Source organism: Halomonas sp. 5021, assembly GCF_036663435.1.
GTDB classification, from domain to species: domain Bacteria; phylum Pseudomonadota; class Gammaproteobacteria; order Pseudomonadales; family Halomonadaceae; genus Vreelandella; species Vreelandella janggokensis.
Genome location: NZ_JAXOVU010000001.1, coordinates 266636 through 288082 on the forward strand (window position 1 = coordinate 266636; position 21447 = coordinate 288082).

The window sequence follows — 21447 nt, forward strand, 5'->3', positions numbered from 1 at the left end:
TCGTCAAAACTGGATGCGGCCGACTGTTGCAACGGGCCTGCGAATAGGCAGCTCATAAGCCATCGGGTAGCCGGTGGCATCGTTCTGGTGGTCAAAACCGCCTTGCTTGTCGGGCTCGCCGTTCTTATCGAAGGCTTGTTGCTCAAGGCATGCGGCGACGTCGGGGCATTTGCGGTCGTTGACCCACATTTCGCCACGGCTAAGCGCGCCATTGACCGACATGATGCGGTCTTTAACGGGCGGGTTACTGTTCGGCGCCTTGACGCGATAGCCCTCCTGTTGAAGCAGCGCGATGTCTGACGTTGAGGCATTCACCGTCTTGCGGCTCTTGCCTGAGGCGTCTGGGTAGATGGTCAGCTTGTGGCCTTCGTAGCGTTCGCCTAGCGTCTCGATTAGCGCAGGCGTGTCGTAGATGCCAGTCAACTGGTCGACAGCGTGCCAGCCATTAGGGCGGCGCACGTAGATCGTGGAGGCCATTGCGCCTACGTTGAAATCCTGACCAATGAACAGCGGCTCGCCTGGCTTGATCGTCTCAAAGCTGCGGCAGCGGTCACGGTCGTAAGCGCTGTAAACGGTGCCAGTCGTCAGGTTGACGAACTTGCCTTCGATGTAAGCGTCGATCAGCTCGGCGGGATACGACTCGCGCAGGCTGTCGATGTAGTCAACAGGCAGGTACGGATTTGAGTACGTTGCCGCCTGAACCATCTGGTAAGAGTCGCCACGCTTGGCCACCCAGCGCTCATGGCAGAATTTGAAACCTTCCGGCGTGGTGTAAGCGCTGGCTTGGTTGAACGGCTCGACCACGCCTCTGGGGCGCTGCCGGTTACGGGCAATGATCTGGTTCCAGGCGCGCCGGGCCTGCTCGGTCTTTAGCGTGTCCAGCTCGTCCGCGTGGGCGGTGTATGTCTCATAGCCCACGATGCGCTCGGGATTGTCCATCGTGCGCATGATGAAGTCGCCAAAGCCTGGCGCGCTGGTGTAGATGGCGTTGTCGTTCTTGTTGTAGCGGTGAGCAATGCCATGCTCAGCCAGCTTCAACTGTATGCGCGGCGCCGTAATGAGCCGCACCAGGTCAAACGTGGGCGCGTAAAGCCCGACAAGAATACTGGCCGCCTGGCTGGCGTCGATCATTGACGCGCTCGCCATGGTTTCCGATTTGCCCGAGCCAAAGCCGCCACAAAAAAGGCGATACTTGGCCTTGAGCGTCATGAACTCAGCCTGAGGCTTCGTCGCCTTGATCTGTAGCGTCCTGCCCGACAATGCTTATCTCCACGCGCTCGACGCGCTCAAGGTCATCTTCACCACCGCCCGGCTCGTCCAGGTTGTACGCCTGGCGCTCGCCCTTGATGACTTTCAGTTGGGCATCAACGCCAGCGTTCAGCGAGCGGGCGAAGTCATTGTGGTTGGATTCATCTACATCCATGGCGCCCAGGGCAAGAAGTAGCTTGTTGGTGATGCCTCGCCACTGCGCCAAGTTCTGCCGATGGGCCAGGACAACGGAGGCCGCTTCGGTTGAAGCCTCCTCGACAATCTCTGCATCGGTTCGCGCCTGCTCCTGCGAACCCGCTTCGCGAACCTTCTTGCGAACTAACTTATCCCGAGCGGCTTTCTGCACCTGCTCGGTTAGATCACGTTGCCACCCATGCTTGGTAGCTCGCTTACGAATAGCGGTATCACTTACTCCGTGCTTCTCTGCAATGTTTCGGATGGACAAGGAGCCAGCCCGGTAGGCCGACTCGATGGCCTCCCAATCGGGCGACTTCTTAGCCATTTGGTTACCTATTCAATGTTTGCGCTTACGATGCCAGTAACACGACAGCAGCCACACGGCCACGATGTAGCGGAGGCGCAGCCAGGCGTAAGTGCGTCTACTTGGTGTCAGCTTCACGGTAGAGGCTCGTCTGCGCGCGGTTTCGCTCAGCCTGCACTTCGCGCCAAGCGTTAATGCCTTTGTCCGCTGTACGCGCCCCAACGTAGCCGCCAACGCCCAGCGTCATCAGATTCCATAAAGGCTCTGGTAGGTCGAGCATTAAGCCCACGCCAAACATCGCGCCCAGGTAGGGAGCCAGCAAGTAGTTGTTCGCGATAATGGCGACGATCACTAGCATCAATACGGGACGCCAATTGCGCTGTGCCCAGCTTTCGCCCTGAGCTTCCGCCAGGATAATCTCCATCTGCGCCTTGACGACGCTATCCTTGGAGTCGATAAGCTGGGATTGGATTTGCTGCTTTAGGCGGTTGGCTTCGTCTCTATCGGTGACAGCTTTGTCGATCACGCCGAACAGCGGGCCGGTGATAGCACCCAGAGCTTTAGAAACCAGCTTCATTTAGCACCCCTCACGCGGTCAGCAACCGCCATAAGAATAATGTCGATACCGCGAGGGCCTACCCATCCGCAGATAACCGCCACCGCCGTCGATGGCCACCCATCTAGCTCGAACCAGATGTTGATGCCAGCGGCGATAACGCACATGACGATAAGCGCCGGGACATCAAGCAGTAAGCGCTTCGTAAAGAACCTGTCCCGCTCACCGGTTTTGATCTCGGCGGCAACCTTAGCGATGAATCCCATAAATACTGCTCCCGCTAGCGTAATCGCCAGCAGTGCTTCCTGAAGCCAACCTGTGTTTCTCCATGGCATCACGCGCCCCCTCGTTGTAACTCAGCCCGCTCGTACCACGTCTTGTCCTCGCCACTCAGCGTACCCCCGGCCTTCACGTATTCGTGTATCAGGTCGCCCAGGGCGTGTTCATGCTGGCCATAATCGGCACCGGGCAGGCTGGCCCAGATATTCCGGCAGCGGCCTATGGCCTCGGTAATATCGCCGTCATGGATCAGGTCGATCGCTCGCTGCTCTTTGATCTGCTGAATGGCATAGCGGTCCTGGCTAACCGGGCCGAAGTCGGGCAGGCCGAGTTGGTCGCGGTAGTGACGCCAGTAGCGGGAAAGGATTTGATACCGACCGGCAGCCGTAGACCATACGCCGGGCGCGTACTCGATGGCATCGCGCTTGCTGGGCAGCGGGTGGTCGCCGTAACCGTCGAAGGTGCTCATTGCGTTGGGCAGCGAGCCCACCAGGACGTCATAGCCGTCGTCGCTCTTTTCGAGCATGGCCGGACCGATCTCGGCAAACGCGAGCATGTCCAGAAAAGCACATAAGTTGACGCTACCCGCGTCTTTAGCAGTAATGCGCGGCATAGCGGAACCTCAAACAAAAAAGCCCCGCATAAGCGAGGCATGGTATGAGCGCCGCCCCATAGGTTCCGGGGTTCAAGGCCGGAGGGCGACATAAAATAATTCAGAAAAGGACTTGCTATGGAAACTAAGTTTCCGTATACTGATCACATCAGCCAAGGAGAACAGACATGAAACTACTTCACACCAGCCCAAGCGAAATCACTGAAATCAACTCATTTGGTCGTTTTGGCGAGTTTCTGTTCTTCGCTGATGAAGCGTATGTGATGACGGCTGGCGAGCACGTTACCTACAGCATCGAGATTGAAGACGATGCGATCATCGAAGCGGGCCAGCTTTTCTATCATGACGGTGCCGAGAAGCTAACTGACTTAGTTGCCGAGTTAGCAGAAAAACTAAATATCGACGAAGACGACGCCGAAGCGCTGATCGACGAAAGCAAAAGCATTTTTGATATGGATCTCGACATTGAGCCAGAAGACATGGCTGATGCTAGCTGGGACGTTCAAGTATTCACCGCTCGCGCTGCTCAAATCCTTGGCTTTCGTGCTGTTGAAGTCGAAGACGAGCAAGGCACTTCTTACATGGTCAGCATGATGGGCCGCGAATCAGAGCTGCTGGCAGAATGATTGATGCAGAGAAGTATCACGACACAACGAAAGCAAAAGAGCTGATCGCCGAAGCGCTCAAGGCCTGCGCTGAGTCAAAGCCGGAGCTCGCCCGGCGAATGGGTATGACTCGGCAGTACATCAACGCAGTGCTGCGCGGTGATAAGGCCATGAGTTACGGCATGCAGGTCATGCTTGAGCAGATAGCAAAAGAAAAGCCCCGCCGGTGAGGGCGAGGCTTTGAATTAGGTGCTGATTAAGCGTAGCTGTAACAGCTTAGGAATATCATAGTCCATATCGCACAGGGTGGCAAGTATCAAGATGCTTTTTGTAATCGCCGCTTAATGCCCAATAGCTCCTCTATCTCAACCTGGCCAGCATCATCTAGCTCATACGCCACGTCTTGCAGTAGCTGCCAGGGCTTAGCCCATTGCTCGCCCCAGCGCTTTAGGTCGAGTGATTGACTATGCTTGCCGCGTAGCCACTTGCCAATCTTCCAAGGCTCGTTAAGGGTTCGACCTTCCTCTCTGCCCTTGTGGTCGATCTTCTCCGGTACGTCGTGCAAACATACCCAGCAACGCTCAATCGCTGCCAGAGCGACCCAATAGAGCATTTGCTGCCGTGCTGGTGACCACTTCGAGAATCCCGGCAAACGCTTGGCTGCCATTTGCGAGACAGAGAGGGCGGCCAGCGTGGCAGTTTTACGCATTGACGCATCATTCAGCGAGCCCCGGCAGTTTAGAAAGTCGCCCACTGATTGGCGAGGTAGATCCATTCGCTCGATAGCCGTATTGACCGCTGCGTATTCAGCATTAGACCCAGCACCGACGCCACCTTTCACCGAGCAATCAACGCGGCAGCCTAGCTCTGCCATTTCCATGCTGATAACGCCTTGGCTGCGCAATCCATCGTCACGCGCCAATACCCATGCTAGCCGTGGATCGTTAGTAATCATGCCGCCCCCTGTCGTTTTTCCTGAATCACTTCATCCCAAACGGCTTTCACCGCGTCTTGCGTTGCGTGCGGGAATACTTTCAGCCATTGCTCGTGAATGCCGCGGCGATTCTCTTTGCGTGCCGCTAGCATCTGCCTTGCTACGTACTTCACCTGGCACTCGGCGGCCCATTCGTGCCACTCGGGCGGGTAGCCATTGGTGCCGCCTAGCGGGCGACCGTCCGGCCATGCAGTTGGGCGCTCAACCATTGCTGGCCACCGCACCTAGATTCCAGTTAGCGGGCCCAATCATGCCCGCCAAGCGACGAATCCGATTAACTAGCTCGACAGCCTGCTGCTCTGTCTCAATCACGGTGACGGCCCCCTTGAAGCGCTCATGAAAAACAACTTGATCAGGTGTTAGCCTTCTCTTGGACGGGATCTTGTCGCCGTCCTTAACTTCAACCAGCACGGTGACACCACCCCAGCCGACAACCACATCAGGAAAGCCGTCATGCGCGCCGCTGGTGATTTCGACGCTAGCTCCCAGCTTACGCATTACCTTGACCAACTCGGCTTGGTTACTGTCTACCCTTGCGGCGCGTCTTGGCATCAGTAGTCCTCGGCTAAGTGGTGGCCGTCTTCCATTAGCTGCTTGCCTAGCTGCACAGCCTCGACAAGTAGCGCTTGCTCTGCGCGCTCAATATCTAAATCCCGCTGAACGCTGAAAGGCTCTTTAGCGCACGCTTCTTCCGCTTGCTCATACGCATGGCATGCTCTGGCAAAACGCTGCCCAGCCTTCGAATCGATCATGATCATTGCTCCAACTCCTTGGCCCGCTTTGCGCTGGCGATGATGTCGTCAAGGTCGGTCATGAGGTCTTTGTGGCCACGCTGACCCGGTGCCATCGCCTTTTTGAGAAGGTGTTGCAGCGCCGGGTTGTTGACGTTCCATGCCTTGATAACGTCATAGCAATCAACCCATACGCCGGGCTTTATCTCGCGGTGGTATTTGCTGTGCTTTTCGCTCGCTGCAGGCTTGTTCGGGCATTCAGCGCAATAGCCGCGGCCAAGCCAGCATCCGCAATTCACCTTGTGGTTATTGCAGCAAACGGGCGGCGGCGTTCTAGCTGGTGGTTGGTGGTTTTCTCTGCTCATTGTTCTTGGGCCTCCAAAAATGCCAGCGCATGTAATAGCTGCTCGCCTGCCTCGCCAGTGAATTGCTTTAAGCCAGCGCGTAACGTGGTGCGCAGCCATTGCGGTTGCATCTGCTGCAGTTCTGGCGAGCGATGCACTGTGTCATGGCATTCACGGCACAAGCTCATAGCGAAGCTGTCAGGGGCCGTTAAGCCTTGACCGGACAAGCCCCAGTGAAGGCCGATGACGTGGTGCGGGTCGCGGCCCGGCCCTTGGCAATTGCAGCACGGTAGCGAACGCACGAACACCAGATAGGCTTCGCTACGCCAGCGCTTGTCGGTGCTCTGCTTGCGCGTGGCTTTCCGCTTAATGGGTTTGCGGGCCATGGGCGCTTTGTTTTTGAGCGGCGACTTGTGGGCCAATGGAGTGCGTTTCATTGGCCTCGCTCCTTGCGGTCTTTGGCTACCACCGCTTCGGCTAAATACTTAAGGCCCATGGCACGGCAGCCGCGATTAATCTGCCCTGGCCCTTCGGACACCCTGATAAGATTTTGCGATAGCTCGATTTTCTTGGGCGCTGGACTAGAGCCAATTCGATTAAGCTGATTGATGAGCCCCATCCATGCGCTGCCTAAGCTGCTCATGCCACCTCCCGATATTCGTCTGCGTTAATCCCTTTCAGCCCCGGGTCAGTCAGGCGCATGCCCAGAGCGGTAAAGTGCTGCCATACACGGTCGAGGTATTCCGTGAGCTGTTTTTTGGTCATCGCCCTGGTGACCGGCCAGTCAAAGGGGTGGCGCATCAATGCCAGCTTCTGCTCATAGGTCAGGCTGCCCAGCACGTTGCGGCAGGCGGTGGCGTAGTCCTCGCTATCGCGGCACAGAATGTCCATGCCGATGTGCAGCTTGCACCACGCCTGATACTCGCTTGCGCTCTGGTCGCCTTGTTGGCTGGCTTCCTGGCACCACTTCCATTGCAAGGCGTTCTGGTTCAGCGTGCGCTCGTCTTCGGCTTCCTCGACCACCAGGCGCACGCGCTTCCAGCGGGAAAACGCCTGTGTCAACATACCCGGCATTCTGGCGAGCGCGCCCAGGGCTTCCTCGATGGTGCTGGCTGTGACGGCGTAGCGCTTTGGTTGCTTACCCATGCTCCACCTCGCGCTCTTTCTTCTTCGCCTTCTTGTCGTGAGGGCAGTACGCGCAATAGCCCCATTTGCCGCACGGATTGCTGCCGTCTGGGCACAGGAACGGCGGATGCTTGAATCTAGGCATGGCGGGCCTCCTGCTTTTGCTCGGCTTCTGCACTGCCGTCGATGCGCATCAGGTCACGCTCGGCATGTATCGCCGTCACGTTGTCGGGGTGCTGAACAATCCAGCCGGGCTCGTTCGTTTCGATAACATCACTGCTGCTCAGCGGGCTGTACTTGAATCCCGGCGCTGCGTACTGCAGGCAGGTAACTGTGATGCCCGAGTCAGGGCCGCCGGTGACGTAGGCGAGGCAGTTGGGTTCTAGTGGTTTCATGCCGCCTCCCTCGCAATCACTTTCAGCGCATAGCGAACGGCCTGGGTCGAGTAGTTGAGCCGCTGGGCAATGTCTCTGATTGGTAGGCCGTCTTTTGAAAGGCGGGCGATAGCGTCATAATCCAAGCCTCTTGGCCGCTGCACGCCTAGCTTTAGCGCTCTAGCTTCAAGCGCCCGGTGCGTCCGCTCTAGCTTCTCGGCGATCTGGGGAATGCTCCATTCGCGCAACGGGTAAACCTCCATCACGAACTCGTCTTCCCATGGCTGCCACAGCTCGTAGTTAACTGGCATGACGCACCCCCATAAGCGCGGTGAGGCGAGAGCCGATCCATGCCATGCAAGGAACAGCCATCGAGTTTCCAATTGCTTTGTATCGCGGGCCATCGGCAGCGGGTTTATTGCGGTAGAGGACGGCGGTGTGCGAATCAGGAAAGCCCTGTAAGCGCTCTGCTTCCGTAGGAGTTAGGCGGCGAACGACTAGGTCATTCAATACGGCATTCTCTCCGCCATTGTTGCGACCCAAAGAAAATGCCGTGCTGTCGCTGACGCAGGGGTCTTGGGTGCCGTGAACAGTCAGAATATGAGGTTTGTCACCGCCGCCAGTAGAGGCGCGCAACGCGGTAGCAATTTCGCCGCCTAGCTCGGCAGTGGCGCCGCCTTCACGGCCTCGTAGAGCGACGGTGCATGCAACCGCTTGCGCGACGCCACGCGCATCGCAGGTATATGCCGCGCCATCTTCCAGATACTCTTTGCCTTGCGGGCCAGCAGTGGCAGCTCGACCTATGCAGTGAGGGTGAACCGCTATTGTTTCCGACCCTCCGCCAATATCACCGCCCTGCGATCTAAGCGTGCCTACGCCTGGTTGGTATTGACCAAAGCTTGATGCTGTAAAGCCTGCTCCAGCATCTTGGGTAGCGTCTTGCGCCTGGCTTCGGCTCGGCGGAGTATCCCGGCGCACGCTTTCGCGCTCAAAAAGTACCGCTGCGGGATCGAAGTCTGCTCTAGCACTTGCGACAACGAACACACGGCGGCGTCGTTGGGCCACTCCGAAATATTGGGCGTCAAGAACCCGCCATGCGACTGCTCTTTGGGGTCCATACACACAACCAGCGTTCGTCCATTTTTTCCCTGAAGGCTGCAATTCGCGATCTTCCCCAGCGAGCGCGCCAAGAAAACATCCGAAGGCGTTTTGCCTGTCGCTGAGGACGCCTGGGACGTTTTCCCAGACGATGACGGCTTCGGCATTTCCGGCCCGAGTTCGAACAGTGTCGATTGCATTGGCTAGCTCCACGTATTTCATTGTTAGCTGGCCGCGCGCATCGGCCATTCCTTCCCGCATACCCGCGACGCTGAACGCTTGGCAGGGCGTGCCGCCTACCAGAACGTCAGGCGCTTCAATCTCGCCCAAGAGGATGCGGCGGCTTATCTTGGTCATGTCGCCTAGGTTCTTAACGTCAGGCCAGTGGTGGGCTAGTACAGCACTGGGAAACGCTTCGATTTCAGAGAACCATGCGGGCGTCATGCCTAACGGCTCCCAGGCTACTGAGGCGGCTTCGATGCCGCTGCAAACGCTGCCGTATCTCATGCCGCACCCCCAATCCAGGCCGTCAGCCGGTCACAAAACCCAGGCTTCGCTAGCTGCTTTAAATCCCCGGCGGCGTAGTAGCGGTCGCCCTCGGGCGTGGAGCAAAGGACGGTGCCGCTGGCGTACTCGATTCGAACGATGATGCCCTTGGTGCGGAGCTGGGCGCGCTGTTTGATACTTAGGCTCATGATTCGCACTCCTTGACGACGCACTGAACGAAATACGGCGATTCGTCAAAGCGGGTCATCCAGGCCAACGAATCGGGCATTTGAGCGCCGCATTTATCCAAGTCGGAGTGATCGACAAATACTGTTGCGGCTGTGTCGTCGTGATTGATTGAAACGCTGCGAACCGCCTTGGAAATTGCATCGCCAGCATCACGCTGAACTGCTTCGATAAAGCTCCAGGCCTTCCAGGCAGAGTGGTCATCAAGCCAGCTAATGCGAACCATCGGGCCGGACGCCTGATTGACGTAAATATCTCGACCGCATGATTTGATGACGAATTGAGCCATCAGCGACGGAGTTGGGTGCGTCTTTGCCATAGCGGCAGATTCGGGAAAGGAAGCAATTTTCTTCATGATCAAAACTCCGCCATGGCTGATTTTTGTTTCCGCGGCTGAGGCTTTGAGGCCTCGACCATTGCGCTTACTACCGAATGATCCAGGTCATCAAAGCGAGCGTTAGCCAGAAGGCCGCGGGCGTAGACCGTCCCTGTGTCGCCTTCCCGCTGCTTGCCGATGATGATTTCCGCCACGCCGCGGCTGGCTTCGTTATCCGGGTGATAGACTTCGTCCCGGTACAGAAAGAGGATTAAGTCGGCGTCCTGCTCCAAGCTGCCGCTCTCGCGAAGGTCGGCCATCATCGGTCGCTTGTTGGGGCGCTGCTCAAGTGAGCGGTTGAGCTGGGAAAGCGCCACCACGGGGCAGCCCAGCTCTTTCGCCATGGTCTTCATCGACCGGCTCATTTCCGCCACTTCCTGCTCGCGGTTGCCGTGCTTGCCGTCAGCCTTCATGAGCTGCAGGTAGTCCACCATCACCACGCCCAGGTCGCCGTAGTGGTCCCGCCAGCGCTTTGCCGCGCCGCGGATCTGACTTGGCGTCATGGCCGCCCGGTCATCAACGATCAGCGGTGCATCCTTCAGCCCTTGCACGGCGTAGCTCATTTTCGGCCACAGCTCGTCGGTCATGTGCTGCTTGGGGTCACGGATGGCCTGCAGTGGTAGGTTGCCAACCGCGGCGGTCATCCGGTTGCGCAGCGCCTTGCGGTCCATCTCCATGCTGAAAATCAGGGCAGGTCGCTTATCGCGAACACAGCAGGCGCGCATGATGTTGAGCGCAAACGCGGTCTTGCCTTGGGCGGGCCTGCCAGCCACCAGAATGAATTGGCCTGGGTGCATCCCCATCGTGCGGCGGTCTAGGTCGGTTAGGCCGAAACTTAGACCCATGGCGTCGGCTTCGCCGTTCCACTTGCGGTCGATCTCGTCCAGCATGTCGGCCAAGTCCGCGGACATTGGGCCTGCTTGATCTGCATCAGCGCGGATCAGGCGTGCCAGTCGGCCCTGGGCGTCATCAACGATGGTCAGCAGGTTGCGGCCCTTGTCGCCGGTCATTGCTTCGATGTTCGTCAGCTCGCCCAGCAGCTTGCGGCGGCCGCTCAAGTCGGCAACGATGTTGGCGTAGGAAAGCGCGTTCGATGCGCTGGGCGTGTTGCGGGCGATTTCGGCCAGGTAGGTCAGCCCGCCCACATCGTCATAGGTCTGGTCTGTCTCAAGCCGCTCGGAAACGGTCACCACATCACAGGCTTGCCCAGCATTGCGAAGTCGGAGCAGGGTCGACCAGACGATCTGATTTTCAAGCGAGGAGAAGTCCGCCGCGGCAACGATGTCTGTGATTCTGTCGATCAAGCGGTTGTCGAGCAGGCACGCGCCGATGACGCTTTGCTCTGATTCGAGGCTGTAGAGGCTCATGATTCACCCCCGTCGTGGTAATCCATTTCCATGATCTTCACGAAGTTTTCGCGCTTGGCGACCCATGCCAGCTTGAACCAGCGGTTATCGCCCATCAGGAATTCGGATTTACGCAGGAAGCGGAAGAACCGGCCCCACCAGTCGAGACCGCTTTGCAAGTCGGTGTACAGGGGTTCGCCAGTGCGTTCATGCTTGATCTTGAACCCAGCCTTCCAGCGTGCTGCGAGGTGGCGGGCTCGCTCGGTGCCTTGCCACATGTTTTTCGAGGGCTGGGGTTTGTCAGGCATGATCTCGGCCCACAGGTCGATGATCTCCATGTGCGGGCAGTCGGGCAGCTTGGGTTCTGGTTTTGAATCTTGGCCAACCGCGGCTTCGCGTTTCGGCTCGCCGATACGCTCCTCTACGTCAGTAGAGGTATTACTGTCTTTCTGTCTTTTGTGTGTGCCCGAATTGGTAACGTCTGAAGTGACCATTTTGGTAACACCGTTACCATTTTGACCCATTTTGGTTTTGGGCTTTGGCGCTTTCTTTTCAGGGCGCTTTGTGAAGTCCCAGGAGGCGTAATCTTTATTTATGCCCAGCTTGCGGCCATCGTCTGAAAGCCTGATCACATTCATGGCGATCAGCTCATGCTTAGCCACGTTGACCTTGTTGCGCGGGATGCCGGTATCAGCAGCTAACTGAGTGTCCGCTACTGCGTCCATGGTCTTGTTAAACCCATAGGTGCGCCGAATAAGCGCATGGATGATACGAAGGTGGCGAACGTTGACAGGGCAGGAGTGCCCGTTGTTGACCACTTCGTACAGCTCATTAGCGATGCGCGTGTAACCATCCTCCACCTGCGGGCCTCGCTTCTCCCTGACTTCGCCATCGGGGCGATTGGGAAACTGGTATATGTCGGCGGTTTGCATTAGAATGTTTCCTATCAAGTTGATGTGGTTTAAAGCCCGGTTCTCGCTCCCCAGCGCGCCGGGCTTTTTGCGTTTACCATGCCGGTCTGCCCCGGCTGCCTCACCACTTCGCAGGTGACTCGTTCCGCGCTATGCTGAAGTTTCCACGCAGCAACACAGCGAGAACTTGCAATGTCCGGTAACCCCTCTTTCCGGTGCCCCGACTGCGGGCATGACACCTTCGATATCCCCGAATCTGACGACGAACAGGTCGTTTGCCTTGGCTGCAATGCCGAGCTGGGCACCAAGCGCCAATGCCTGGACGACATGGAGAAGGCGGCGCAGGACGCTGCCAGCGACGTCTTCGGCAAATTCGGCGGCAAAGGCGGCTTCACGAAGCCGAGAGGCCGATAGAGCGAACGTCTTTCGCCAACTCGCGGAGCTGGTCGCCGGAAAGCGTTTCGCCTTCCTCGGCTAGCTCCTCGATACCTGACGCCAGCCGCTCCCGTACTTGGCAGAACAGCTCGGTGGGTTCGAGCTTGAGTTCGAGTCGTGATTGCTTGGCCATACCTACCTCCGGTTGTCGTTTTGGGCGTCTGCCCACCTACCTGTATGTTTTTCCAGCCCAATCATGGGCGATGCGCACCTATAACGGCTGGCCTATAGTGATTCCTATGAATTAGGCGGCATCCACGTCAGCCAATCGCGGACAAAGCTCTGACGCCTTGATCGCACCCTCAGTAGCCCTTTCGGCCTTAATTGCATGAAGCTCGGACATGCCGTGCTTACCGCTCACCCAGCCGGAAACGCTCGCCTGCTTAACGCCCAATGCGGTTGCAGTGCGCTCCTGGGTGCCGAAATGGGCGATGAGCTTGGATATAGGTGAAAGCATGATGACAGCCTGCATAGATAGGAATGCCTATATAGTAGGCATAGGAACTCCTTTTTGCAACAGTATAGGTTCGCCTATACATTTCTCAGTTATGAGCATCGGTGATCGGGTTAAGCGCGCCCGCAAGCGCATAGGGATGAATCAAAAAGAGCTGGCGTTTGCCATCGGCATAAAGCAGCCCACTCTTTCAGAACTGGAGCGCGGCGAATCGCGGTCTAGCGCTTACCTCGTGCAGATAGCTGAGGTGTGCAAGGTGAATGCCCGATGGCTAGCCACGGGCGTCGGCGATATGCTTGATGCTGAACAGTCGCTACCTGATAGCAACGCCGAGATGATGGACATCGAGGTCATTGAGGGCGACGAGCCCTTACGTAGCGACGAGGTGTGGCTTCCCATCCTGCGAGAAGTGGAGTTTGCCGCAGGTGACGGCGCTACGCAGGTAATTGAGAATCACGGCGCTCAGGAGCGTTTCAGCTTGCCACGATTGGCCCGCCAAGGCGTTCAGCCTCACAACGCCGCCTTAGCGGTAGCAAAAGGCGACTCAATGATGCCAGCTATTCACGACGGGGCCACATTAGGGATCGACAAGGGCTGCCAGGGCATTGTAGACGGCAAAATCTACGCCCTGGACCATGGCGGCATGCTGCGAGTTAAAAAGCTTTACCGCCTTCCGTTGAACCGCGTGCGCGTCGTTAGCGAAAACTCAGATGAATACCCAGAAGAGGTTTATAGTCTCGCAGACCCCGACGCTCCCAAGATCATCGGCAAGGTCTTCTGGTGGGAGAATTTTGATTGAGTGCTAAGAAGCCAAAATCTCGCCATGTTCTGACGAGAACTGCAAATCAAATGCGCACAGTAGGCGAGGGACGCCGTAATGGTGCTAAAATACCCCCAGATAAGCCAAATTCTGGCGGTGGACCGCCTGGAGGCAATGATATGGAAAAGCGCATAGAGGCCCTGGAAAAAGCCGTCCCAGATATTCGTGAGCGCTTGGCTGGGATAGAGGCAACCGTGCAATCCATAGAGACCCACGGTGCCACCAAGTCCGACCTGAGCAAGCTGGAGTCGACTATGGTGAAGTGGTACGTGGCTACTTCTTTTACCATGGTTGGTCTAACCGCCGGGATTGCTTTCACCGCTGCTAGAATGATCGCTGGCTAGCAAAACCACTTAGCAAATAGCTCAACCCGCCCATGAGGCGGGTTTTTTGTGTCTGTAAGTATAGGCAAAGAAAGTAAAATATAGGGAATTGATAAAAAATATAGGGATAGCTATTGACCGTGTTTATAGGATTGCCTATATTTAACTCACACAACGGCACAGCAGAAGGCCAGCGACATGGAAATCACACAAGGCGAGTGGGTGGCAGAGATCGAAACCACCAAGGGCAGCGAAGGAATGACCCGCATGGAAGCCACCTATCTGCTGTGCGTTGCCAACGGAATGAATCACAAGGAAGTAGCCAAGGCGGTAGGGCGCTCACCGGAAACGGTAAGCAAAGGGCTCAAACGAGCTTACGACCGCCTCGGCGTGACCAGGGGCACAGCAGCAGTAGCGCTGGCCCAGGCCAAGGGATGGATTCGATACGCAGGGAAAGCCGCCATGTGCTTGCTGTTATCTGCAGCAATGCTCACAGGCACAGACGATGCGATGCGCCGAGCTGGCAAGACTCGCATGGCACGAAAGGCGGAGCAGGTTCAGACCGTCGCCTAGCAGTAGCAACACCCGCACCACCGGGCAATGTGGACGCTCTTTAACAATTTGATAAGCCTAGCCGCCCGTAGGGGATTGCATCTCACGAGAGGTCGCTAGGAGTACGCCTACCTGAGGCTGTCGAAGTATCAGGTCATCTTACAGCGCCTTCCTTGAGGGCGCTGGTGGATGAAACAGGAGAATGACATGAACCAATTAGCCCAAGCCTGCCAAGGCTTAAATAAATGCATCGGCATTATTAATCGCAATATCCATGAAGATATTGACGCCCAGCGAGCAGCGAACATTTCAGAGGCGAGAAGTTTTGGCCAACTACCGATGCCAGTTGAGCGCAGGCTACGCGACATTGTTGCCGCGACTTTTGAGCACGGCAAAACGACCAAAGACGATTGGTTTCGTATCGCATGGCCGGGGCAAGAACAGCACCTTTGCTCTTCTGCCTACTGGATCAAGCGAAAGAAAGTTAGCGACACGTTTGAGGTAGTTCGAGGAACTATCCCGATTGCTCGCTTTACTCGCCAGAAAAACAGAGGTGAGCTTTACGCCAATTTGGCGGAGGCAATAGAGGCTGACTTGCTCGGTCAATAAAAGCCCGTTCACTGAGCGGGCATCGACGTAGCGGTTGATAAGATTGCGGATTCGCGGTCGTTCCTTCGGGCAGCCGCTACCTCGATGTTTGATCACGATCACAGGAGAGCGGCATGAGCGAACAAACAGAATTTCGATTAAGGCCAATGGATGAAGCGCCAAGAGATGGCACGGCAATCATCGTCAAAGAGCGCGATGAGGACGGCAATTGGTACCGCCTATGTAGGTGGGTAAAGCCTTACAGCGTTAACTCGAATTGCGGCGCATGGCAGCATTTGTGCGATGGCGACGCAGTTTCGCACATCACAGAACAGCGAGCGCTTGGATGGATGCCTGAGCCTAAAGGCGCGTAGCCGCTAATCAACAGGAGGTGGGTATATGGGCGTCGTAACGCAAGAAGTTGAGCATGATTATCTGGATGTCTCGCTTGTAATTGATCAGAAAGCGAAAGAGGAGACGCGCAGACCTTGGCAGATTGTCAGCCTCGAGGTCGGGATGCTTCACAGCATGACACCGAAAGAGCTTCGCCAACTTGGCAGATGGCTACAGCAAGAAGGCAAGCGCATTGGTCGAGAGTTTAAGTCGAACGGTGCGCGTAAAGAGCAGTAGCCCGTTCCGCTGGGTAAACGCGGCCTAAAGCCTGCCCTTGGGCTGAGAATTCGAGGGCATCGGGGAGCGTCCTGGTTCGGTGCCGTTTTCAACTGACTGCGGACATGCGACGTCTTCACAGGGCGCTCCACCGATGCATCCGCATCACGTGTCCGCTTAAGGAAGAGCAAGCATTCGCCCCTCAGCCGAGGGGTTTTTTATTGGCATGGCTTCTCACTGAGCTGCCATGCCCGCGCCGCTTCCCCTAACCGACTCACTGCACTGGCACTGCGAGAGCGACGAGGCGGCGCGCCTAATTCTATGAGAGGTGATTTATGGGCGACATGGCTGATGATTTTAGTGCGCTTGATGAATATCACAAGCAGCGAAAGCAGAACAACTTGGCGAAAGCCGACCCTGCAGGCTGGACGCAGCACACCGAATACCACTGGTCACGGATGCTTAACGGCAAGCGCCTTGATTACTGGCCCTCTACCACGCGGTTTATGTATGAGGGTAAGCGTCATCGCGGCGATGTGATGGGCTTCATTCGCAATCGAGAAAAGGAGCGCGCCGATGACTAGCCGCTGGATACTCTGCGATTACTACCTAGACACCATTACACCAATGCCCCATCTGGGGCTTTTTTGTAGCCGAAAGGACGCCAAGCGAGCCGCTAAGCGTCGCGGCTTTCCTATCGAACTGATCAAGAAGGTAACGCGCAATGAACGGAAAAACGCTTAGCGTCATCGCCATTCTAGGCCTTGTCACCGCCATGGCCTGGGCAGGCAACGCCGATTACGAAGCCACGCAGCGCGAACACCTGCGGTATTGCGAGCGGGTAGCGCAGTACGAAGCGGAAGTGGCGCGCGGTGTGCCGACTGAAAAGCTCAACGGTCACAGCGATTTTAAGAACGTTGCCGAGGAACACTGCCCCGGCCTACGTCCAGCGAGGTAACGACATGAACACAGCACTACGTGTACCCGACCAAAGCCGCGTGATTTATCCGCAGTTTGATCCGGACCAGGAGCCGACGCCGGAGCAGTCGCTGGATGAGGGCGACAAGCAAGCCGCTGAGGCATTCATCGACTACGCCCGCAGCGATTTTATGGAGCAAGAGCTATTCGATTATCTGCTACAGCAGGCCGACAGCACGGTTGTCCGGTCATGGATCAAGCAGTGGAGCGAGAAAGTGCAGCGGGGTGAGCTGTGACCGCGCAACGATCAACAGACACCGGCCAGGCCAGCACGCTGAAAGACCTGTTTATGGAGTACGAGGACGGCGAGCTGGTAGACCTCACCCATGCGATCAACAACGGCGACTATCACCGCGCGCTCGAAGTCGCTAAGCAGATCAGCGTACTGATTAACAGGATTAGCAGCGGTCAGGTTAAAGCGCCGGGCAAATAAAAAGCCCCTTTCGTGCGCTAACACGTCAGGGGCCGGATTGATCCACGTCGAAATAGATCAACAAGGAGTTTATATGAGCAACGCAGTCGCAACAACAGACCAGGCGGCACCGCCCGCCGAAACCCCACGCAACGAAGCCACCGCCATCATCCAGGTGATTGAGCGGGCAGCAATGAATCCCGACGTCGACATCGACAAGATGGAGCGCTTGCTGCAAATGCAGGAGCGCGTCATGGAGCGCCAGGCGTCGATGGACTTCAATACCGCCATGGCCGCCATGCAGGACGAGCTGCCAAGTATTGCCGAGCGGGGGCAATCGCACAACGGCCACTACGCCACCTTCGAGGATATCAACGACGTAGCCAAGCCGATCATGAAGCGCCACGGCTTTGCGGTCAGCTTTCGCGTCCACAACATCCAGGGCGGCATTGAGGTGACTGGCGTGCTGATGCACAAGAGCGGGCACCGCGAAGAAACCACGATGACGCTGCCCCTGGACGATAGCGGCAAGAAAAACTCGGTTCAACAGGTGGGCTCGTCGGTCAGTTATGGCAAGCGCTACGTTATGAGCGCGCTACTCAACATCACCACGCGCGGCCAGGATGGCGACGGCAACTCGGCCACGCCGGTTAAAACGATCAGCTTGGCCCAAGCTGCTTATCTCAAGTCGCTGCTGAGCCAGTGCCCAGCAGTAACCCAAGGCTGGTTTGCGGGCGAGTTTGGCGAGCCTGAGCACGTTCCTGCATCCAAGTACGACAAGCTATCGGCAAAGCTGAAATCAGGCATTGAGAAACAGGAGGCTGCAAATGCAGATCATCAAGGAGCTTGAGCAAGGCAGTGACGCATGGCTAGCGGCACGCCTTGGCATCGTGACCATGAGCGAGCTGCAATGCCTGCTGGTCAACGGCAAGGGCCCTGGCGGTTTCGGGGCCGGGGCCATCACCTACATGAACCAGCTAATTGGCGAGCGAATCACCGAAGAACCTGCCGACGCCTTCAAGGGCAATTTCCACACCGAGCGGGGCCATGAGTTAGAGCCGATGGGCCGTGAGCTTTACACCGAGCGCACCGGCAACGCCCTGGAGCAGGTAGGCATCATCCTTAACCATGGTGCTGGCTATTCCCCTGACAGCCTGGTTGGAAATGATGGGCTGGCTGAGATCAAAACCAAGCTGCCCAAGTTTCAGGTCGAGGTGCTGCTGGATGGCGAGATACCCAAGGAACACATGGCTCAATGCCAGGGTGGTCTCTGGGTCAGCGAACGCGAATGGATCGACTTCATCAGTTACTACCCAGGCATGCCGCTGTTTGTTAAGCGCGCCTACCGTGACGAAGTGATGATTCGCAAGATTAGCGAGCGCGTAAACGCATTTTACGAGCTTTTGGATGAGCGCATGCAGCTGGTAATGGCTGCCTAGGAGAGCAACATGGCCGAAGTAGCCGAGAAAGAATCCACCGAGCTGGTCACAGTGCCGTCGAAGGAGACGGCGCTGGAAGTTTTTAAGGCCGAGCAAGGGCTTGATCCCTACCTGCAAACGATTCGCCAGGAGCTAGACAGTTTTCTAGCCGAGCCGCCTTCGCTGGATACCGCAACGGGCCGAAAGGCCTACGCATCCATGGCTCACAAGATAGCCCGCAGTAAGACGGCCATCGACAACATTGGCAAGGAGCTAGTAGCCGACTTAAAGCAGCTACCCAAAACCATCGACGCAGAGCGTAAACGCTGGCGTGACCAGCTGGACGCATGGCGTGATGAGGCGCGTGGCCCACTGAATGAGTGGGAAGCTGCTGAGGAGGCGCGAATCGCTCACCATGTGCAGGGCATTGAGTGGTTGCGCGATATGGCCCTGGAAATTGAGGAGCTGGACAGCGCTGCACTCAAAGAGCGGCTGACAAATGCCGAAGCCAAAAAGGTTGATGAAAGCTGGGAAGAATACGAGGCCGAGGCGCATCGGGTAAAAGATGTAACCGTCAGCACGCTACGGGCCGCGATTCAGAAGCGCGAGAATTATGAAGCCGAACAGGCTGATCTTGAGCGCCTGCGTAAACAAGAGGAAGAGCGCAAGCAGCAAGAGCGTGAAGCACAAATCGCTCGGGAGGCAGAGGAGCGCGCACGGCGTGAAGCTGAACAGGCTGCCCAGGCAGAACGCGAAGCAGCGGCACGGCGTGAGCAGGAAGCCAAGGCTGAAGCCGAGCGTAAAGAACGCGAATATCAGGAAGGCATCGCTAAGGCGCAGCGTGAAGCAGAGGCCGAACGCCAGTGCATCCAGCAGGAGCATGAGCGCCGGGAGCAAGCGCGCCTTGATGCCGAACGCCGGGAGCGAGAGGAAGCGGAACGCCGCCAGGCCGACAAGGAGCACCGCAAGCGCATCAACCGCGCGGCCATGCAGGCCATGATCGATGGAGGGATGCCGGAAGACTGTGCCAAGCAGGCGATAACGCTGATTGCGCAAAGCAAGGTGCCCAATATCACCATCAACTACTAGCCCCTCACGCAGGGGCTTTTTAATGCCAACAGTTCACCCACCCGGGGCCGCTGGCCCCTTTCAACCCACCACCTCGATGAGGTAACTCGCAATGGAAGTCAACCCGCAAGCATTCACGGCAATGCTGGCCAAGCTACGCCGTGGCCAAACGCTGGAAGAGCTATCCGAAGCCCTGGTCGAAGCGCAGGACCGCTGCAAAGACACGGGCAAGATGGCCGAGATCACGCTGAAAGTGAAGATCAAGCCGGAGAAAGGCATGCCCGGCATGTTCATGCTTTCCGACGAGATCAAATCGAAGCTGCCTGAGTTTGATCGCGGTGCAAGCGTCATGTTCGAAGACGCCAACATGCAGCTGCAGCTCGAAGACCCTCGCCAACAAAAGATGGACTTGCGCGAGGTTGAGCTACAGAAGCGCGAGGCCAAGCAGCTCGCAGAAGAAAGCAAACCCACCGAACTCAAGCAGGTATAAATAATGGCAGAACTCAACCAAACGTTTGTCGCTGACGCCATCGCCGCCGGCACCCAGATGGCTGGCTTCGATCCCGAGAATGACGAAGCCGTCATGCTGCCGGATGGCTACCGGCTCGAAGACCTGGAGCAATATCGCCAGTCACCACGGCGAACGCGTCAGAACGTCACGATCCACAATGCGGAAGACTTCACATCCTATGTGAATCGCTTCAAGAATGACGCCACTACCGTTTATGCCGACCTGTCGGCCACGCGCTTTACGGCGGTGATCGATCATCCGGAGAAAGACGCGCCCGCCTGGGGTCAGCACCGCGCTACCTACGCCTGCCCGCATTCACGCAGCTGGAAAACATGGTCCGGCACTGACGGCAAGCGCATGGCTCAACAGGACTTCGCCAAGTTCATCGAGGACAACCTGCCCGACATTCAGGAGCCGAACGGCAGCGATATCCTTACCGTCAGTCGCACCTTGGAAGCCAAGAAGAAAGTCGACTTTCAGAGTGGTGTGCGCCTGGATAACGGCGAGGTGCAGATCACCTACAACGAAGACATCCAAGGGACGGCTGGCAAAGGCACGATCGAGATTCCCGAAGTCTTCAAGCTGGGAATTCCCGTCTTTGAAGGTGGCGACCACTACGCGCTCGACGCCCGTCTACGCTACCGGATCAATGATGGCCAGCTAGTGATGTGGTTTGACCTGCTGCGCCCCGAGCGCCTGTTGGAAGATGCGTTCGCGCAGACGATGGCGAGCATCAAGCAAACGCTGGGCAGTGACGTCATGATTTTGCACGCCGACGCGCCGCGTTAAGCGCTTATCACAACGAGGCCCTACGGGGCCTTTTCTTTTGGAGGTCACATGGCCAGCCACCGCGAATGGACCACGGTAGAAGTCGCCACGCTGCGCCATGGCTATGAGCGCGGGCTGTCCGCTCAGTGCATCGGCGAGACGCTGGGGCGCACCAAGCACAGCGTTCACAGGATGGCCAGCAAGCTAGGCATCCGCAGTGCTCGCAGTGACCCCAGGGTAGCCGTTGAAGCCTTCCTGAAGCGGCAGGGAAAGCCGCTTACCGAAGTGGTTGAATGGTATCAGGCGAGAAACTTGGCCCGCTGCGACCTTGCCGCGGACATCGGCATCGACTGCACAACGCTCAAACGGTTTATCCCGCCCGATGCGTGGCAATCATGGCCGCACAACACAGTCGGCCGGCAGCTAGCCGCCGAACAACGCAGAGCTTAACGCCTCGCTTAGCGGGGCTTTTACTATCTGGAGATTATTATGCAATCGCTACTAGGCGTCATCTTTTTTATCGGTATCGCGCTGGCCACCTTTGGCGCTTACGTTCAGCACTTCGTTACAGCGATCAATGAAGAAATGTGGGTACTGTTGGTGCTGGGCGCTGTGATCTTTCCTGTTGGGATGTTGCACGGCTGGCTGGTGTGGCTGGGGGTCTTATGACGTGGATC

General features: G+C 57.2%; 43 protein-coding genes. 21 read left to right on the top strand and 22 right to left on the bottom strand.

The window, feature by feature from the left end; all coding sequences use genetic code 11:
- Nucleotides 1-3: 3 nt before the first annotated feature.
- From R3F64_RS01310 to R3F64_RS01330, 5 genes are all read right to left on the bottom strand, one after another.
- On the bottom strand, nucleotides 4-1209 hold the full coding sequence (locus tag R3F64_RS01310) for a phage terminase large subunit family protein (RefSeq protein WP_332609316.1): 1206 nt from the start codon (nucleotides 1207-1209) through the stop codon (nucleotides 4-6).
- 4 nt (nucleotides 1210-1213) lie between these two features.
- Nucleotides 1214-1771 (bottom strand): hypothetical protein, encoded by a 558-nt coding sequence (locus R3F64_RS01315; protein WP_332609318.1) that lies wholly within the window; start codon nucleotides 1769-1771, stop codon nucleotides 1214-1216.
- 97 nt (nucleotides 1772-1868) lie between these two features.
- Nucleotides 1869-2327 carry a 3TM-type holin gene (locus R3F64_RS01320; protein WP_332609320.1) on the bottom strand — a complete coding sequence of 153 codons (459 nt, stop codon included), beginning with the start codon at nucleotides 2325-2327 and terminating at the stop codon, nucleotides 1869-1871.
- A complete protein-coding gene (locus R3F64_RS01325) occupies nucleotides 2324-2641 on the bottom strand; it encodes a phage holin family protein (protein WP_332609322.1) in 318 nt (105 codons plus the stop codon). Before R3F64_RS01325 ends, R3F64_RS01320 begins: the two co-directional genes overlap by 4 nt.
- Nucleotides 2641-3198: a glycoside hydrolase family 24 protein gene (locus tag R3F64_RS01330; protein WP_332609324.1), complete on the bottom strand. Its 558-nt coding sequence runs from the start codon at nucleotides 3196-3198 to the stop codon at nucleotides 2641-2643. The genes R3F64_RS01325 and R3F64_RS01330 overlap by 1 nt, the downstream gene beginning before the upstream one ends.
- 167 nt (nucleotides 3199-3365) lie before the next feature.
- Here R3F64_RS01330 and R3F64_RS01335 point away from each other — a divergent pair, with 167 nt between their 5' ends.
- Both R3F64_RS01335 and R3F64_RS01340 read left to right on the top strand, forming a co-directional pair.
- Entirely contained in the window at nucleotides 3366-3824 is a 459-nt protein-coding gene (locus R3F64_RS01335; protein WP_332609325.1) for a hypothetical protein, read from the top strand.
- Complete coding sequence (locus tag R3F64_RS01340) at nucleotides 3821-4033, top strand: hypothetical protein (RefSeq protein WP_332609326.1); 213 nt, start codon at nucleotides 3821-3823, stop codon at nucleotides 4031-4033. Before R3F64_RS01335 ends, R3F64_RS01340 begins: the two co-directional genes overlap by 4 nt.
- 86 nt (nucleotides 4034-4119) lie before the next feature.
- On the opposite strand, the gene R3F64_RS01345 is transcribed toward R3F64_RS01340, so the two are convergent.
- The 15 genes from R3F64_RS01345 to R3F64_RS01415 form a co-directional block, all read right to left on the bottom strand.
- Entirely contained in the window at nucleotides 4120-4758 is a 639-nt protein-coding gene (locus R3F64_RS01345; RefSeq protein ID WP_332609327.1) for a hypothetical protein, read from the bottom strand.
- Nucleotides 4755-5006, bottom strand: coding sequence for a hypothetical protein (locus R3F64_RS01350; RefSeq protein WP_332609328.1), 252 nt, complete (start codon nucleotides 5004-5006; stop codon nucleotides 4755-4757). Before R3F64_RS01350 ends, R3F64_RS01345 begins: the two co-directional genes overlap by 4 nt.
- Complete coding sequence (locus tag R3F64_RS01355) at nucleotides 4999-5349, bottom strand: hypothetical protein (RefSeq protein WP_332609329.1); 351 nt, start codon at nucleotides 5347-5349, stop codon at nucleotides 4999-5001. Before R3F64_RS01355 ends, R3F64_RS01350 begins: the two co-directional genes overlap by 8 nt.
- A complete protein-coding gene (locus R3F64_RS01360; protein ID WP_332609330.1) occupies nucleotides 5349-5555 on the bottom strand; it encodes a hypothetical protein in 207 nt (68 codons plus the stop codon). The genes R3F64_RS01355 and R3F64_RS01360 overlap by 1 nt, the downstream gene beginning before the upstream one ends.
- Complete coding sequence (locus R3F64_RS01365; RefSeq protein ID WP_332609332.1) at nucleotides 5552-5893, bottom strand: hypothetical protein; 342 nt, start codon at nucleotides 5891-5893, stop codon at nucleotides 5552-5554. The genes R3F64_RS01360 and R3F64_RS01365 overlap by 4 nt, the downstream gene beginning before the upstream one ends.
- The gene (locus R3F64_RS01370; RefSeq protein WP_332609334.1) at nucleotides 5890-6309 is read right to left on the bottom strand and encodes a DUF968 domain-containing protein; all 420 of its coding nucleotides are present in this window, start codon (nucleotides 6307-6309) and stop codon (nucleotides 5890-5892) included. The genes R3F64_RS01365 and R3F64_RS01370 overlap by 4 nt, the downstream gene beginning before the upstream one ends.
- A complete protein-coding gene (locus R3F64_RS01375) occupies nucleotides 6306-6515 on the bottom strand; it encodes a hypothetical protein (RefSeq protein WP_332609335.1) in 210 nt (69 codons plus the stop codon). Before R3F64_RS01375 ends, R3F64_RS01370 begins: the two co-directional genes overlap by 4 nt.
- A complete protein-coding gene (locus R3F64_RS01380) occupies nucleotides 6512-7018 on the bottom strand; it encodes a hypothetical protein (protein WP_332609337.1) in 507 nt (168 codons plus the stop codon). Before R3F64_RS01380 ends, R3F64_RS01375 begins: the two co-directional genes overlap by 4 nt.
- 116 nt (nucleotides 7019-7134) lie before the next feature.
- Nucleotides 7135-7392 (bottom strand): hypothetical protein, encoded by a 258-nt coding sequence (locus R3F64_RS01385; protein WP_332609338.1) that lies wholly within the window; start codon nucleotides 7390-7392, stop codon nucleotides 7135-7137.
- Entirely contained in the window at nucleotides 7389-7682 is a 294-nt protein-coding gene (locus tag R3F64_RS01390) for a helix-turn-helix domain-containing protein (protein ID WP_332609340.1), read from the bottom strand. Before R3F64_RS01390 ends, R3F64_RS01385 begins: the two co-directional genes overlap by 4 nt.
- Nucleotides 7672-8976, bottom strand: a complete 1305-nt coding sequence (locus tag R3F64_RS01395; protein WP_332609342.1) for a DNA cytosine methyltransferase — start codon at nucleotides 8974-8976, stop codon at nucleotides 7672-7674. Before R3F64_RS01395 ends, R3F64_RS01390 begins: the two co-directional genes overlap by 11 nt.
- Nucleotides 8973-9164, bottom strand: coding sequence for a hypothetical protein (locus R3F64_RS01400; protein ID WP_332609344.1), 192 nt, complete (start codon nucleotides 9162-9164; stop codon nucleotides 8973-8975). Before R3F64_RS01400 ends, R3F64_RS01395 begins: the two co-directional genes overlap by 4 nt.
- Nucleotides 9161-9556 (bottom strand): hypothetical protein, encoded by a 396-nt coding sequence (locus R3F64_RS01405; protein ID WP_332609346.1) that lies wholly within the window; start codon nucleotides 9554-9556, stop codon nucleotides 9161-9163. Before R3F64_RS01405 ends, R3F64_RS01400 begins: the two co-directional genes overlap by 4 nt.
- Before the next feature lie 2 nt (nucleotides 9557-9558).
- On the bottom strand, nucleotides 9559-10944 hold the full coding sequence (dnaB, locus tag R3F64_RS01410; protein WP_332609348.1) for a replicative DNA helicase: 1386 nt from the start codon (nucleotides 10942-10944) through the stop codon (nucleotides 9559-9561).
- Nucleotides 10941-11855 (bottom strand): replication protein, encoded by a 915-nt coding sequence (locus R3F64_RS01415; RefSeq protein WP_332609350.1) that lies wholly within the window; start codon nucleotides 11853-11855, stop codon nucleotides 10941-10943. Before R3F64_RS01415 ends, dnaB begins: the two co-directional genes overlap by 4 nt.
- Nucleotides 11856-12026: 171 nt before the next feature.
- Here R3F64_RS01415 and R3F64_RS01420 point away from each other — a divergent pair, with 171 nt between their 5' ends.
- Nucleotides 12027-12248: an ECs_2282 family putative zinc-binding protein gene (locus tag R3F64_RS01420; RefSeq protein WP_332609352.1), complete on the top strand. Its 222-nt coding sequence runs from the start codon at nucleotides 12027-12029 to the stop codon at nucleotides 12246-12248.
- On the opposite strand, the gene R3F64_RS01425 is transcribed toward R3F64_RS01420, so the two are convergent.
- Together R3F64_RS01425 and R3F64_RS01430 are read right to left on the bottom strand one after the other, a co-directional pair.
- Nucleotides 12226-12402: a hypothetical protein gene (locus R3F64_RS01425; protein WP_332609354.1), complete on the bottom strand. Its 177-nt coding sequence runs from the start codon at nucleotides 12400-12402 to the stop codon at nucleotides 12226-12228. The genes R3F64_RS01420 and R3F64_RS01425 overlap by 23 nt on opposite strands.
- Before the next feature lie 111 nt (nucleotides 12403-12513).
- A complete protein-coding gene (locus R3F64_RS01430; protein WP_332609356.1) occupies nucleotides 12514-12726 on the bottom strand; it encodes a transcriptional regulator in 213 nt (70 codons plus the stop codon).
- A gap of 91 nt (nucleotides 12727-12817) precedes the next feature.
- On the opposite strand from R3F64_RS01430, the gene R3F64_RS01435 reads away from it, so the two are divergent.
- From R3F64_RS01435 to R3F64_RS01520, 18 genes are all read left to right on the top strand, one after another.
- A complete protein-coding gene (locus R3F64_RS01435) occupies nucleotides 12818-13522 on the top strand; it encodes an XRE family transcriptional regulator (RefSeq protein ID WP_332609809.1) in 705 nt (234 codons plus the stop codon).
- A gap of 140 nt (nucleotides 13523-13662) precedes the next feature.
- A complete protein-coding gene (locus R3F64_RS01440) occupies nucleotides 13663-13887 on the top strand; it encodes a hypothetical protein (RefSeq protein ID WP_332609358.1) in 225 nt (74 codons plus the stop codon).
- 177 nt (nucleotides 13888-14064) lie between these two features.
- On the top strand, nucleotides 14065-14439 hold the full coding sequence (locus R3F64_RS01445) for a helix-turn-helix transcriptional regulator (protein WP_332609359.1): 375 nt from the start codon (nucleotides 14065-14067) through the stop codon (nucleotides 14437-14439).
- A 186-nt stretch (nucleotides 14440-14625) separates the two neighbouring features.
- Entirely contained in the window at nucleotides 14626-15027 is a 402-nt protein-coding gene (locus R3F64_RS01450) for a hypothetical protein (RefSeq protein ID WP_332609360.1), read from the top strand.
- Nucleotides 15028-15140: 113 nt separating this feature from the next.
- The gene (locus R3F64_RS01455) at nucleotides 15141-15380 is read left to right on the top strand and encodes a hypothetical protein (RefSeq protein ID WP_332609361.1); all 240 of its coding nucleotides are present in this window, start codon (nucleotides 15141-15143) and stop codon (nucleotides 15378-15380) included.
- A gap of 25 nt (nucleotides 15381-15405) precedes the next feature.
- A complete protein-coding gene (locus tag R3F64_RS01460; RefSeq protein WP_332609362.1) occupies nucleotides 15406-15636 on the top strand; it encodes a hypothetical protein in 231 nt (76 codons plus the stop codon).
- 323 nt (nucleotides 15637-15959) lie between these two features.
- Nucleotides 15960-16199, top strand: a complete 240-nt coding sequence (locus R3F64_RS01465) for a hypothetical protein (protein ID WP_332609363.1) — start codon at nucleotides 15960-15962, stop codon at nucleotides 16197-16199.
- Entirely contained in the window at nucleotides 16192-16359 is a 168-nt protein-coding gene (locus R3F64_RS01470; RefSeq protein WP_332609364.1) for a hypothetical protein, read from the top strand. The genes R3F64_RS01465 and R3F64_RS01470 overlap by 8 nt, the downstream gene beginning before the upstream one ends.
- A complete protein-coding gene (locus R3F64_RS01475; protein WP_332609366.1) occupies nucleotides 16340-16573 on the top strand; it encodes a hypothetical protein in 234 nt (77 codons plus the stop codon). Before R3F64_RS01470 ends, R3F64_RS01475 begins: the two co-directional genes overlap by 20 nt.
- A gap of 4 nt (nucleotides 16574-16577) precedes the next feature.
- Entirely contained in the window at nucleotides 16578-16829 is a 252-nt protein-coding gene (locus R3F64_RS01480; RefSeq protein WP_332609368.1) for a hypothetical protein, read from the top strand.
- Nucleotides 16826-17026, top strand: a complete 201-nt coding sequence (locus R3F64_RS01485; RefSeq protein ID WP_332609370.1) for a hypothetical protein — start codon at nucleotides 16826-16828, stop codon at nucleotides 17024-17026. Before R3F64_RS01480 ends, R3F64_RS01485 begins: the two co-directional genes overlap by 4 nt.
- A 73-nt stretch (nucleotides 17027-17099) precedes the next feature.
- A complete protein-coding gene (locus R3F64_RS01490; RefSeq protein ID WP_332609372.1) occupies nucleotides 17100-17855 on the top strand; it encodes an ERF family protein in 756 nt (251 codons plus the stop codon).
- Complete coding sequence (locus R3F64_RS01495; RefSeq protein WP_332609374.1) at nucleotides 17833-18444, top strand: lambda exonuclease family protein; 612 nt, start codon at nucleotides 17833-17835, stop codon at nucleotides 18442-18444. Before R3F64_RS01490 ends, R3F64_RS01495 begins: the two co-directional genes overlap by 23 nt.
- Before the next feature lie 9 nt (nucleotides 18445-18453).
- Complete coding sequence (locus tag R3F64_RS01500) at nucleotides 18454-19512, top strand: hypothetical protein (protein ID WP_332609376.1); 1059 nt, start codon at nucleotides 18454-18456, stop codon at nucleotides 19510-19512.
- Nucleotides 19513-19603: 91 nt separating this feature from the next.
- Nucleotides 19604-19981, top strand: a complete 378-nt coding sequence (locus R3F64_RS01505; RefSeq protein ID WP_332609377.1) for a hypothetical protein — start codon at nucleotides 19604-19606, stop codon at nucleotides 19979-19981.
- Between the two features lie 3 nt (nucleotides 19982-19984).
- A complete protein-coding gene (locus R3F64_RS01510; protein ID WP_332609379.1) occupies nucleotides 19985-20791 on the top strand; it encodes a YfdQ family protein in 807 nt (268 codons plus the stop codon).
- Between the two features lie 48 nt (nucleotides 20792-20839).
- Complete coding sequence (locus tag R3F64_RS01515; RefSeq protein ID WP_332609380.1) at nucleotides 20840-21220, top strand: hypothetical protein; 381 nt, start codon at nucleotides 20840-20842, stop codon at nucleotides 21218-21220.
- 39 nt (nucleotides 21221-21259) lie between these two features.
- Nucleotides 21260-21439, top strand: a complete 180-nt coding sequence (locus R3F64_RS01520; RefSeq protein ID WP_332609382.1) for a hypothetical protein — start codon at nucleotides 21260-21262, stop codon at nucleotides 21437-21439.
- Nucleotides 21440-21447 lie beyond the last annotated feature (8 nt).

Excerpts from the sequence above, each read along its gene's own strand:
- R3F64_RS01310 (WP_332609316.1), bottom strand. The coding sequence starts at position 1,209 with ATGACGCTCAAGGCCAAGTATCGCCTTTTTTGTGGCGGCTTTGGCTCG.
- R3F64_RS01315 (WP_332609318.1), bottom strand. The coding sequence starts at position 1,771 with ATGGCTAAGAAGTCGCCCGATTGGGAGGCCATCGAGTCGGCCTACCGG.
- R3F64_RS01320 (WP_332609320.1), bottom strand. The coding sequence starts at position 2,327 with ATGAAGCTGGTTTCTAAAGCTCTGGGTGCTATCACCGGCCCGCTGTTC.
- R3F64_RS01325 (WP_332609322.1), bottom strand. The coding sequence starts at position 2,641 with ATGCCATGGAGAAACACAGGTTGGCTTCAGGAAGCACTGCTGGCGATT.
- R3F64_RS01330 (WP_332609324.1), bottom strand. The coding sequence starts at position 3,198 with ATGCCGCGCATTACTGCTAAAGACGCGGGTAGCGTCAACTTATGTGCT.
- R3F64_RS01335 (WP_332609325.1), top strand. The coding sequence starts at position 3,366 with ATGAAACTACTTCACACCAGCCCAAGCGAAATCACTGAAATCAACTCA.
- R3F64_RS01340 (WP_332609326.1), top strand. The coding sequence starts at position 3,821 with ATGATTGATGCAGAGAAGTATCACGACACAACGAAAGCAAAAGAGCTG.
- R3F64_RS01345 (WP_332609327.1), bottom strand. The coding sequence starts at position 4,758 with ATGATTACTAACGATCCACGGCTAGCATGGGTATTGGCGCGTGACGAT.
- R3F64_RS01350 (WP_332609328.1), bottom strand. The coding sequence starts at position 5,006 with ATGGTTGAGCGCCCAACTGCATGGCCGGACGGTCGCCCGCTAGGCGGC.
- R3F64_RS01355 (WP_332609329.1), bottom strand. The coding sequence starts at position 5,349 with ATGCCAAGACGCGCCGCAAGGGTAGACAGTAACCAAGCCGAGTTGGTC.
- R3F64_RS01360 (WP_332609330.1), bottom strand. The coding sequence starts at position 5,555 with ATGATCATGATCGATTCGAAGGCTGGGCAGCGTTTTGCCAGAGCATGC.
- R3F64_RS01365 (WP_332609332.1), bottom strand. The coding sequence starts at position 5,893 with ATGAGCAGAGAAAACCACCAACCACCAGCTAGAACGCCGCCGCCCGTT.
- R3F64_RS01370 (WP_332609334.1), bottom strand. The coding sequence starts at position 6,309 with ATGAAACGCACTCCATTGGCCCACAAGTCGCCGCTCAAAAACAAAGCG.
- R3F64_RS01375 (WP_332609335.1), bottom strand. The coding sequence starts at position 6,515 with ATGAGCAGCTTAGGCAGCGCATGGATGGGGCTCATCAATCAGCTTAAT.
- R3F64_RS01380 (WP_332609337.1), bottom strand. The coding sequence starts at position 7,018 with ATGGGTAAGCAACCAAAGCGCTACGCCGTCACAGCCAGCACCATCGAG.
- R3F64_RS01385 (WP_332609338.1), bottom strand. The coding sequence starts at position 7,392 with ATGAAACCACTAGAACCCAACTGCCTCGCCTACGTCACCGGCGGCCCT.
- R3F64_RS01390 (WP_332609340.1), bottom strand. The coding sequence starts at position 7,682 with ATGCCAGTTAACTACGAGCTGTGGCAGCCATGGGAAGACGAGTTCGTG.
- R3F64_RS01395 (WP_332609342.1), bottom strand. The coding sequence starts at position 8,976 with ATGAGATACGGCAGCGTTTGCAGCGGCATCGAAGCCGCCTCAGTAGCC.
- R3F64_RS01400 (WP_332609344.1), bottom strand. The coding sequence starts at position 9,164 with ATGAGCCTAAGTATCAAACAGCGCGCCCAGCTCCGCACCAAGGGCATC.
- R3F64_RS01405 (WP_332609346.1), bottom strand. The coding sequence starts at position 9,556 with ATGAAGAAAATTGCTTCCTTTCCCGAATCTGCCGCTATGGCAAAGACG.
- dnaB (WP_332609348.1), bottom strand. The coding sequence starts at position 10,944 with ATGAGCCTCTACAGCCTCGAATCAGAGCAAAGCGTCATCGGCGCGTGC.
- R3F64_RS01415 (WP_332609350.1), bottom strand. The coding sequence starts at position 11,855 with ATGCAAACCGCCGACATATACCAGTTTCCCAATCGCCCCGATGGCGAA.
- R3F64_RS01420 (WP_332609352.1), top strand. The coding sequence starts at position 12,027 with ATGTCCGGTAACCCCTCTTTCCGGTGCCCCGACTGCGGGCATGACACC.
- R3F64_RS01425 (WP_332609354.1), bottom strand. The coding sequence starts at position 12,402 with ATGGCCAAGCAATCACGACTCGAACTCAAGCTCGAACCCACCGAGCTG.
- R3F64_RS01430 (WP_332609356.1), bottom strand. The coding sequence starts at position 12,726 with ATGCTTTCACCTATATCCAAGCTCATCGCCCATTTCGGCACCCAGGAG.
- R3F64_RS01435 (WP_332609809.1), top strand. The coding sequence starts at position 12,818 with ATGAGCATCGGTGATCGGGTTAAGCGCGCCCGCAAGCGCATAGGGATG.
- R3F64_RS01440 (WP_332609358.1), top strand. The coding sequence starts at position 13,663 with ATGGAAAAGCGCATAGAGGCCCTGGAAAAAGCCGTCCCAGATATTCGT.
- R3F64_RS01445 (WP_332609359.1), top strand. The coding sequence starts at position 14,065 with ATGGAAATCACACAAGGCGAGTGGGTGGCAGAGATCGAAACCACCAAG.
- R3F64_RS01450 (WP_332609360.1), top strand. The coding sequence starts at position 14,626 with ATGAACCAATTAGCCCAAGCCTGCCAAGGCTTAAATAAATGCATCGGC.
- R3F64_RS01455 (WP_332609361.1), top strand. The coding sequence starts at position 15,141 with ATGAGCGAACAAACAGAATTTCGATTAAGGCCAATGGATGAAGCGCCA.
- R3F64_RS01460 (WP_332609362.1), top strand. The coding sequence starts at position 15,406 with ATGGGCGTCGTAACGCAAGAAGTTGAGCATGATTATCTGGATGTCTCG.
- R3F64_RS01465 (WP_332609363.1), top strand. The coding sequence starts at position 15,960 with ATGGCTGATGATTTTAGTGCGCTTGATGAATATCACAAGCAGCGAAAG.
- R3F64_RS01470 (WP_332609364.1), top strand. The coding sequence starts at position 16,192 with ATGACTAGCCGCTGGATACTCTGCGATTACTACCTAGACACCATTACA.
- R3F64_RS01475 (WP_332609366.1), top strand. The coding sequence starts at position 16,340 with ATGAACGGAAAAACGCTTAGCGTCATCGCCATTCTAGGCCTTGTCACC.
- R3F64_RS01480 (WP_332609368.1), top strand. The coding sequence starts at position 16,578 with ATGAACACAGCACTACGTGTACCCGACCAAAGCCGCGTGATTTATCCG.
- R3F64_RS01490 (WP_332609372.1), top strand. The coding sequence starts at position 17,100 with ATGAGCAACGCAGTCGCAACAACAGACCAGGCGGCACCGCCCGCCGAA.
- R3F64_RS01495 (WP_332609374.1), top strand. The coding sequence starts at position 17,833 with ATGCAGATCATCAAGGAGCTTGAGCAAGGCAGTGACGCATGGCTAGCG.
- R3F64_RS01500 (WP_332609376.1), top strand. The coding sequence starts at position 18,454 with ATGGCCGAAGTAGCCGAGAAAGAATCCACCGAGCTGGTCACAGTGCCG.
- R3F64_RS01505 (WP_332609377.1), top strand. The coding sequence starts at position 19,604 with ATGGAAGTCAACCCGCAAGCATTCACGGCAATGCTGGCCAAGCTACGC.
- R3F64_RS01510 (WP_332609379.1), top strand. The coding sequence starts at position 19,985 with ATGGCAGAACTCAACCAAACGTTTGTCGCTGACGCCATCGCCGCCGGC.
- R3F64_RS01515 (WP_332609380.1), top strand. The coding sequence starts at position 20,840 with ATGGCCAGCCACCGCGAATGGACCACGGTAGAAGTCGCCACGCTGCGC.
- R3F64_RS01520 (WP_332609382.1), top strand. The coding sequence starts at position 21,260 with ATGCAATCGCTACTAGGCGTCATCTTTTTTATCGGTATCGCGCTGGCC.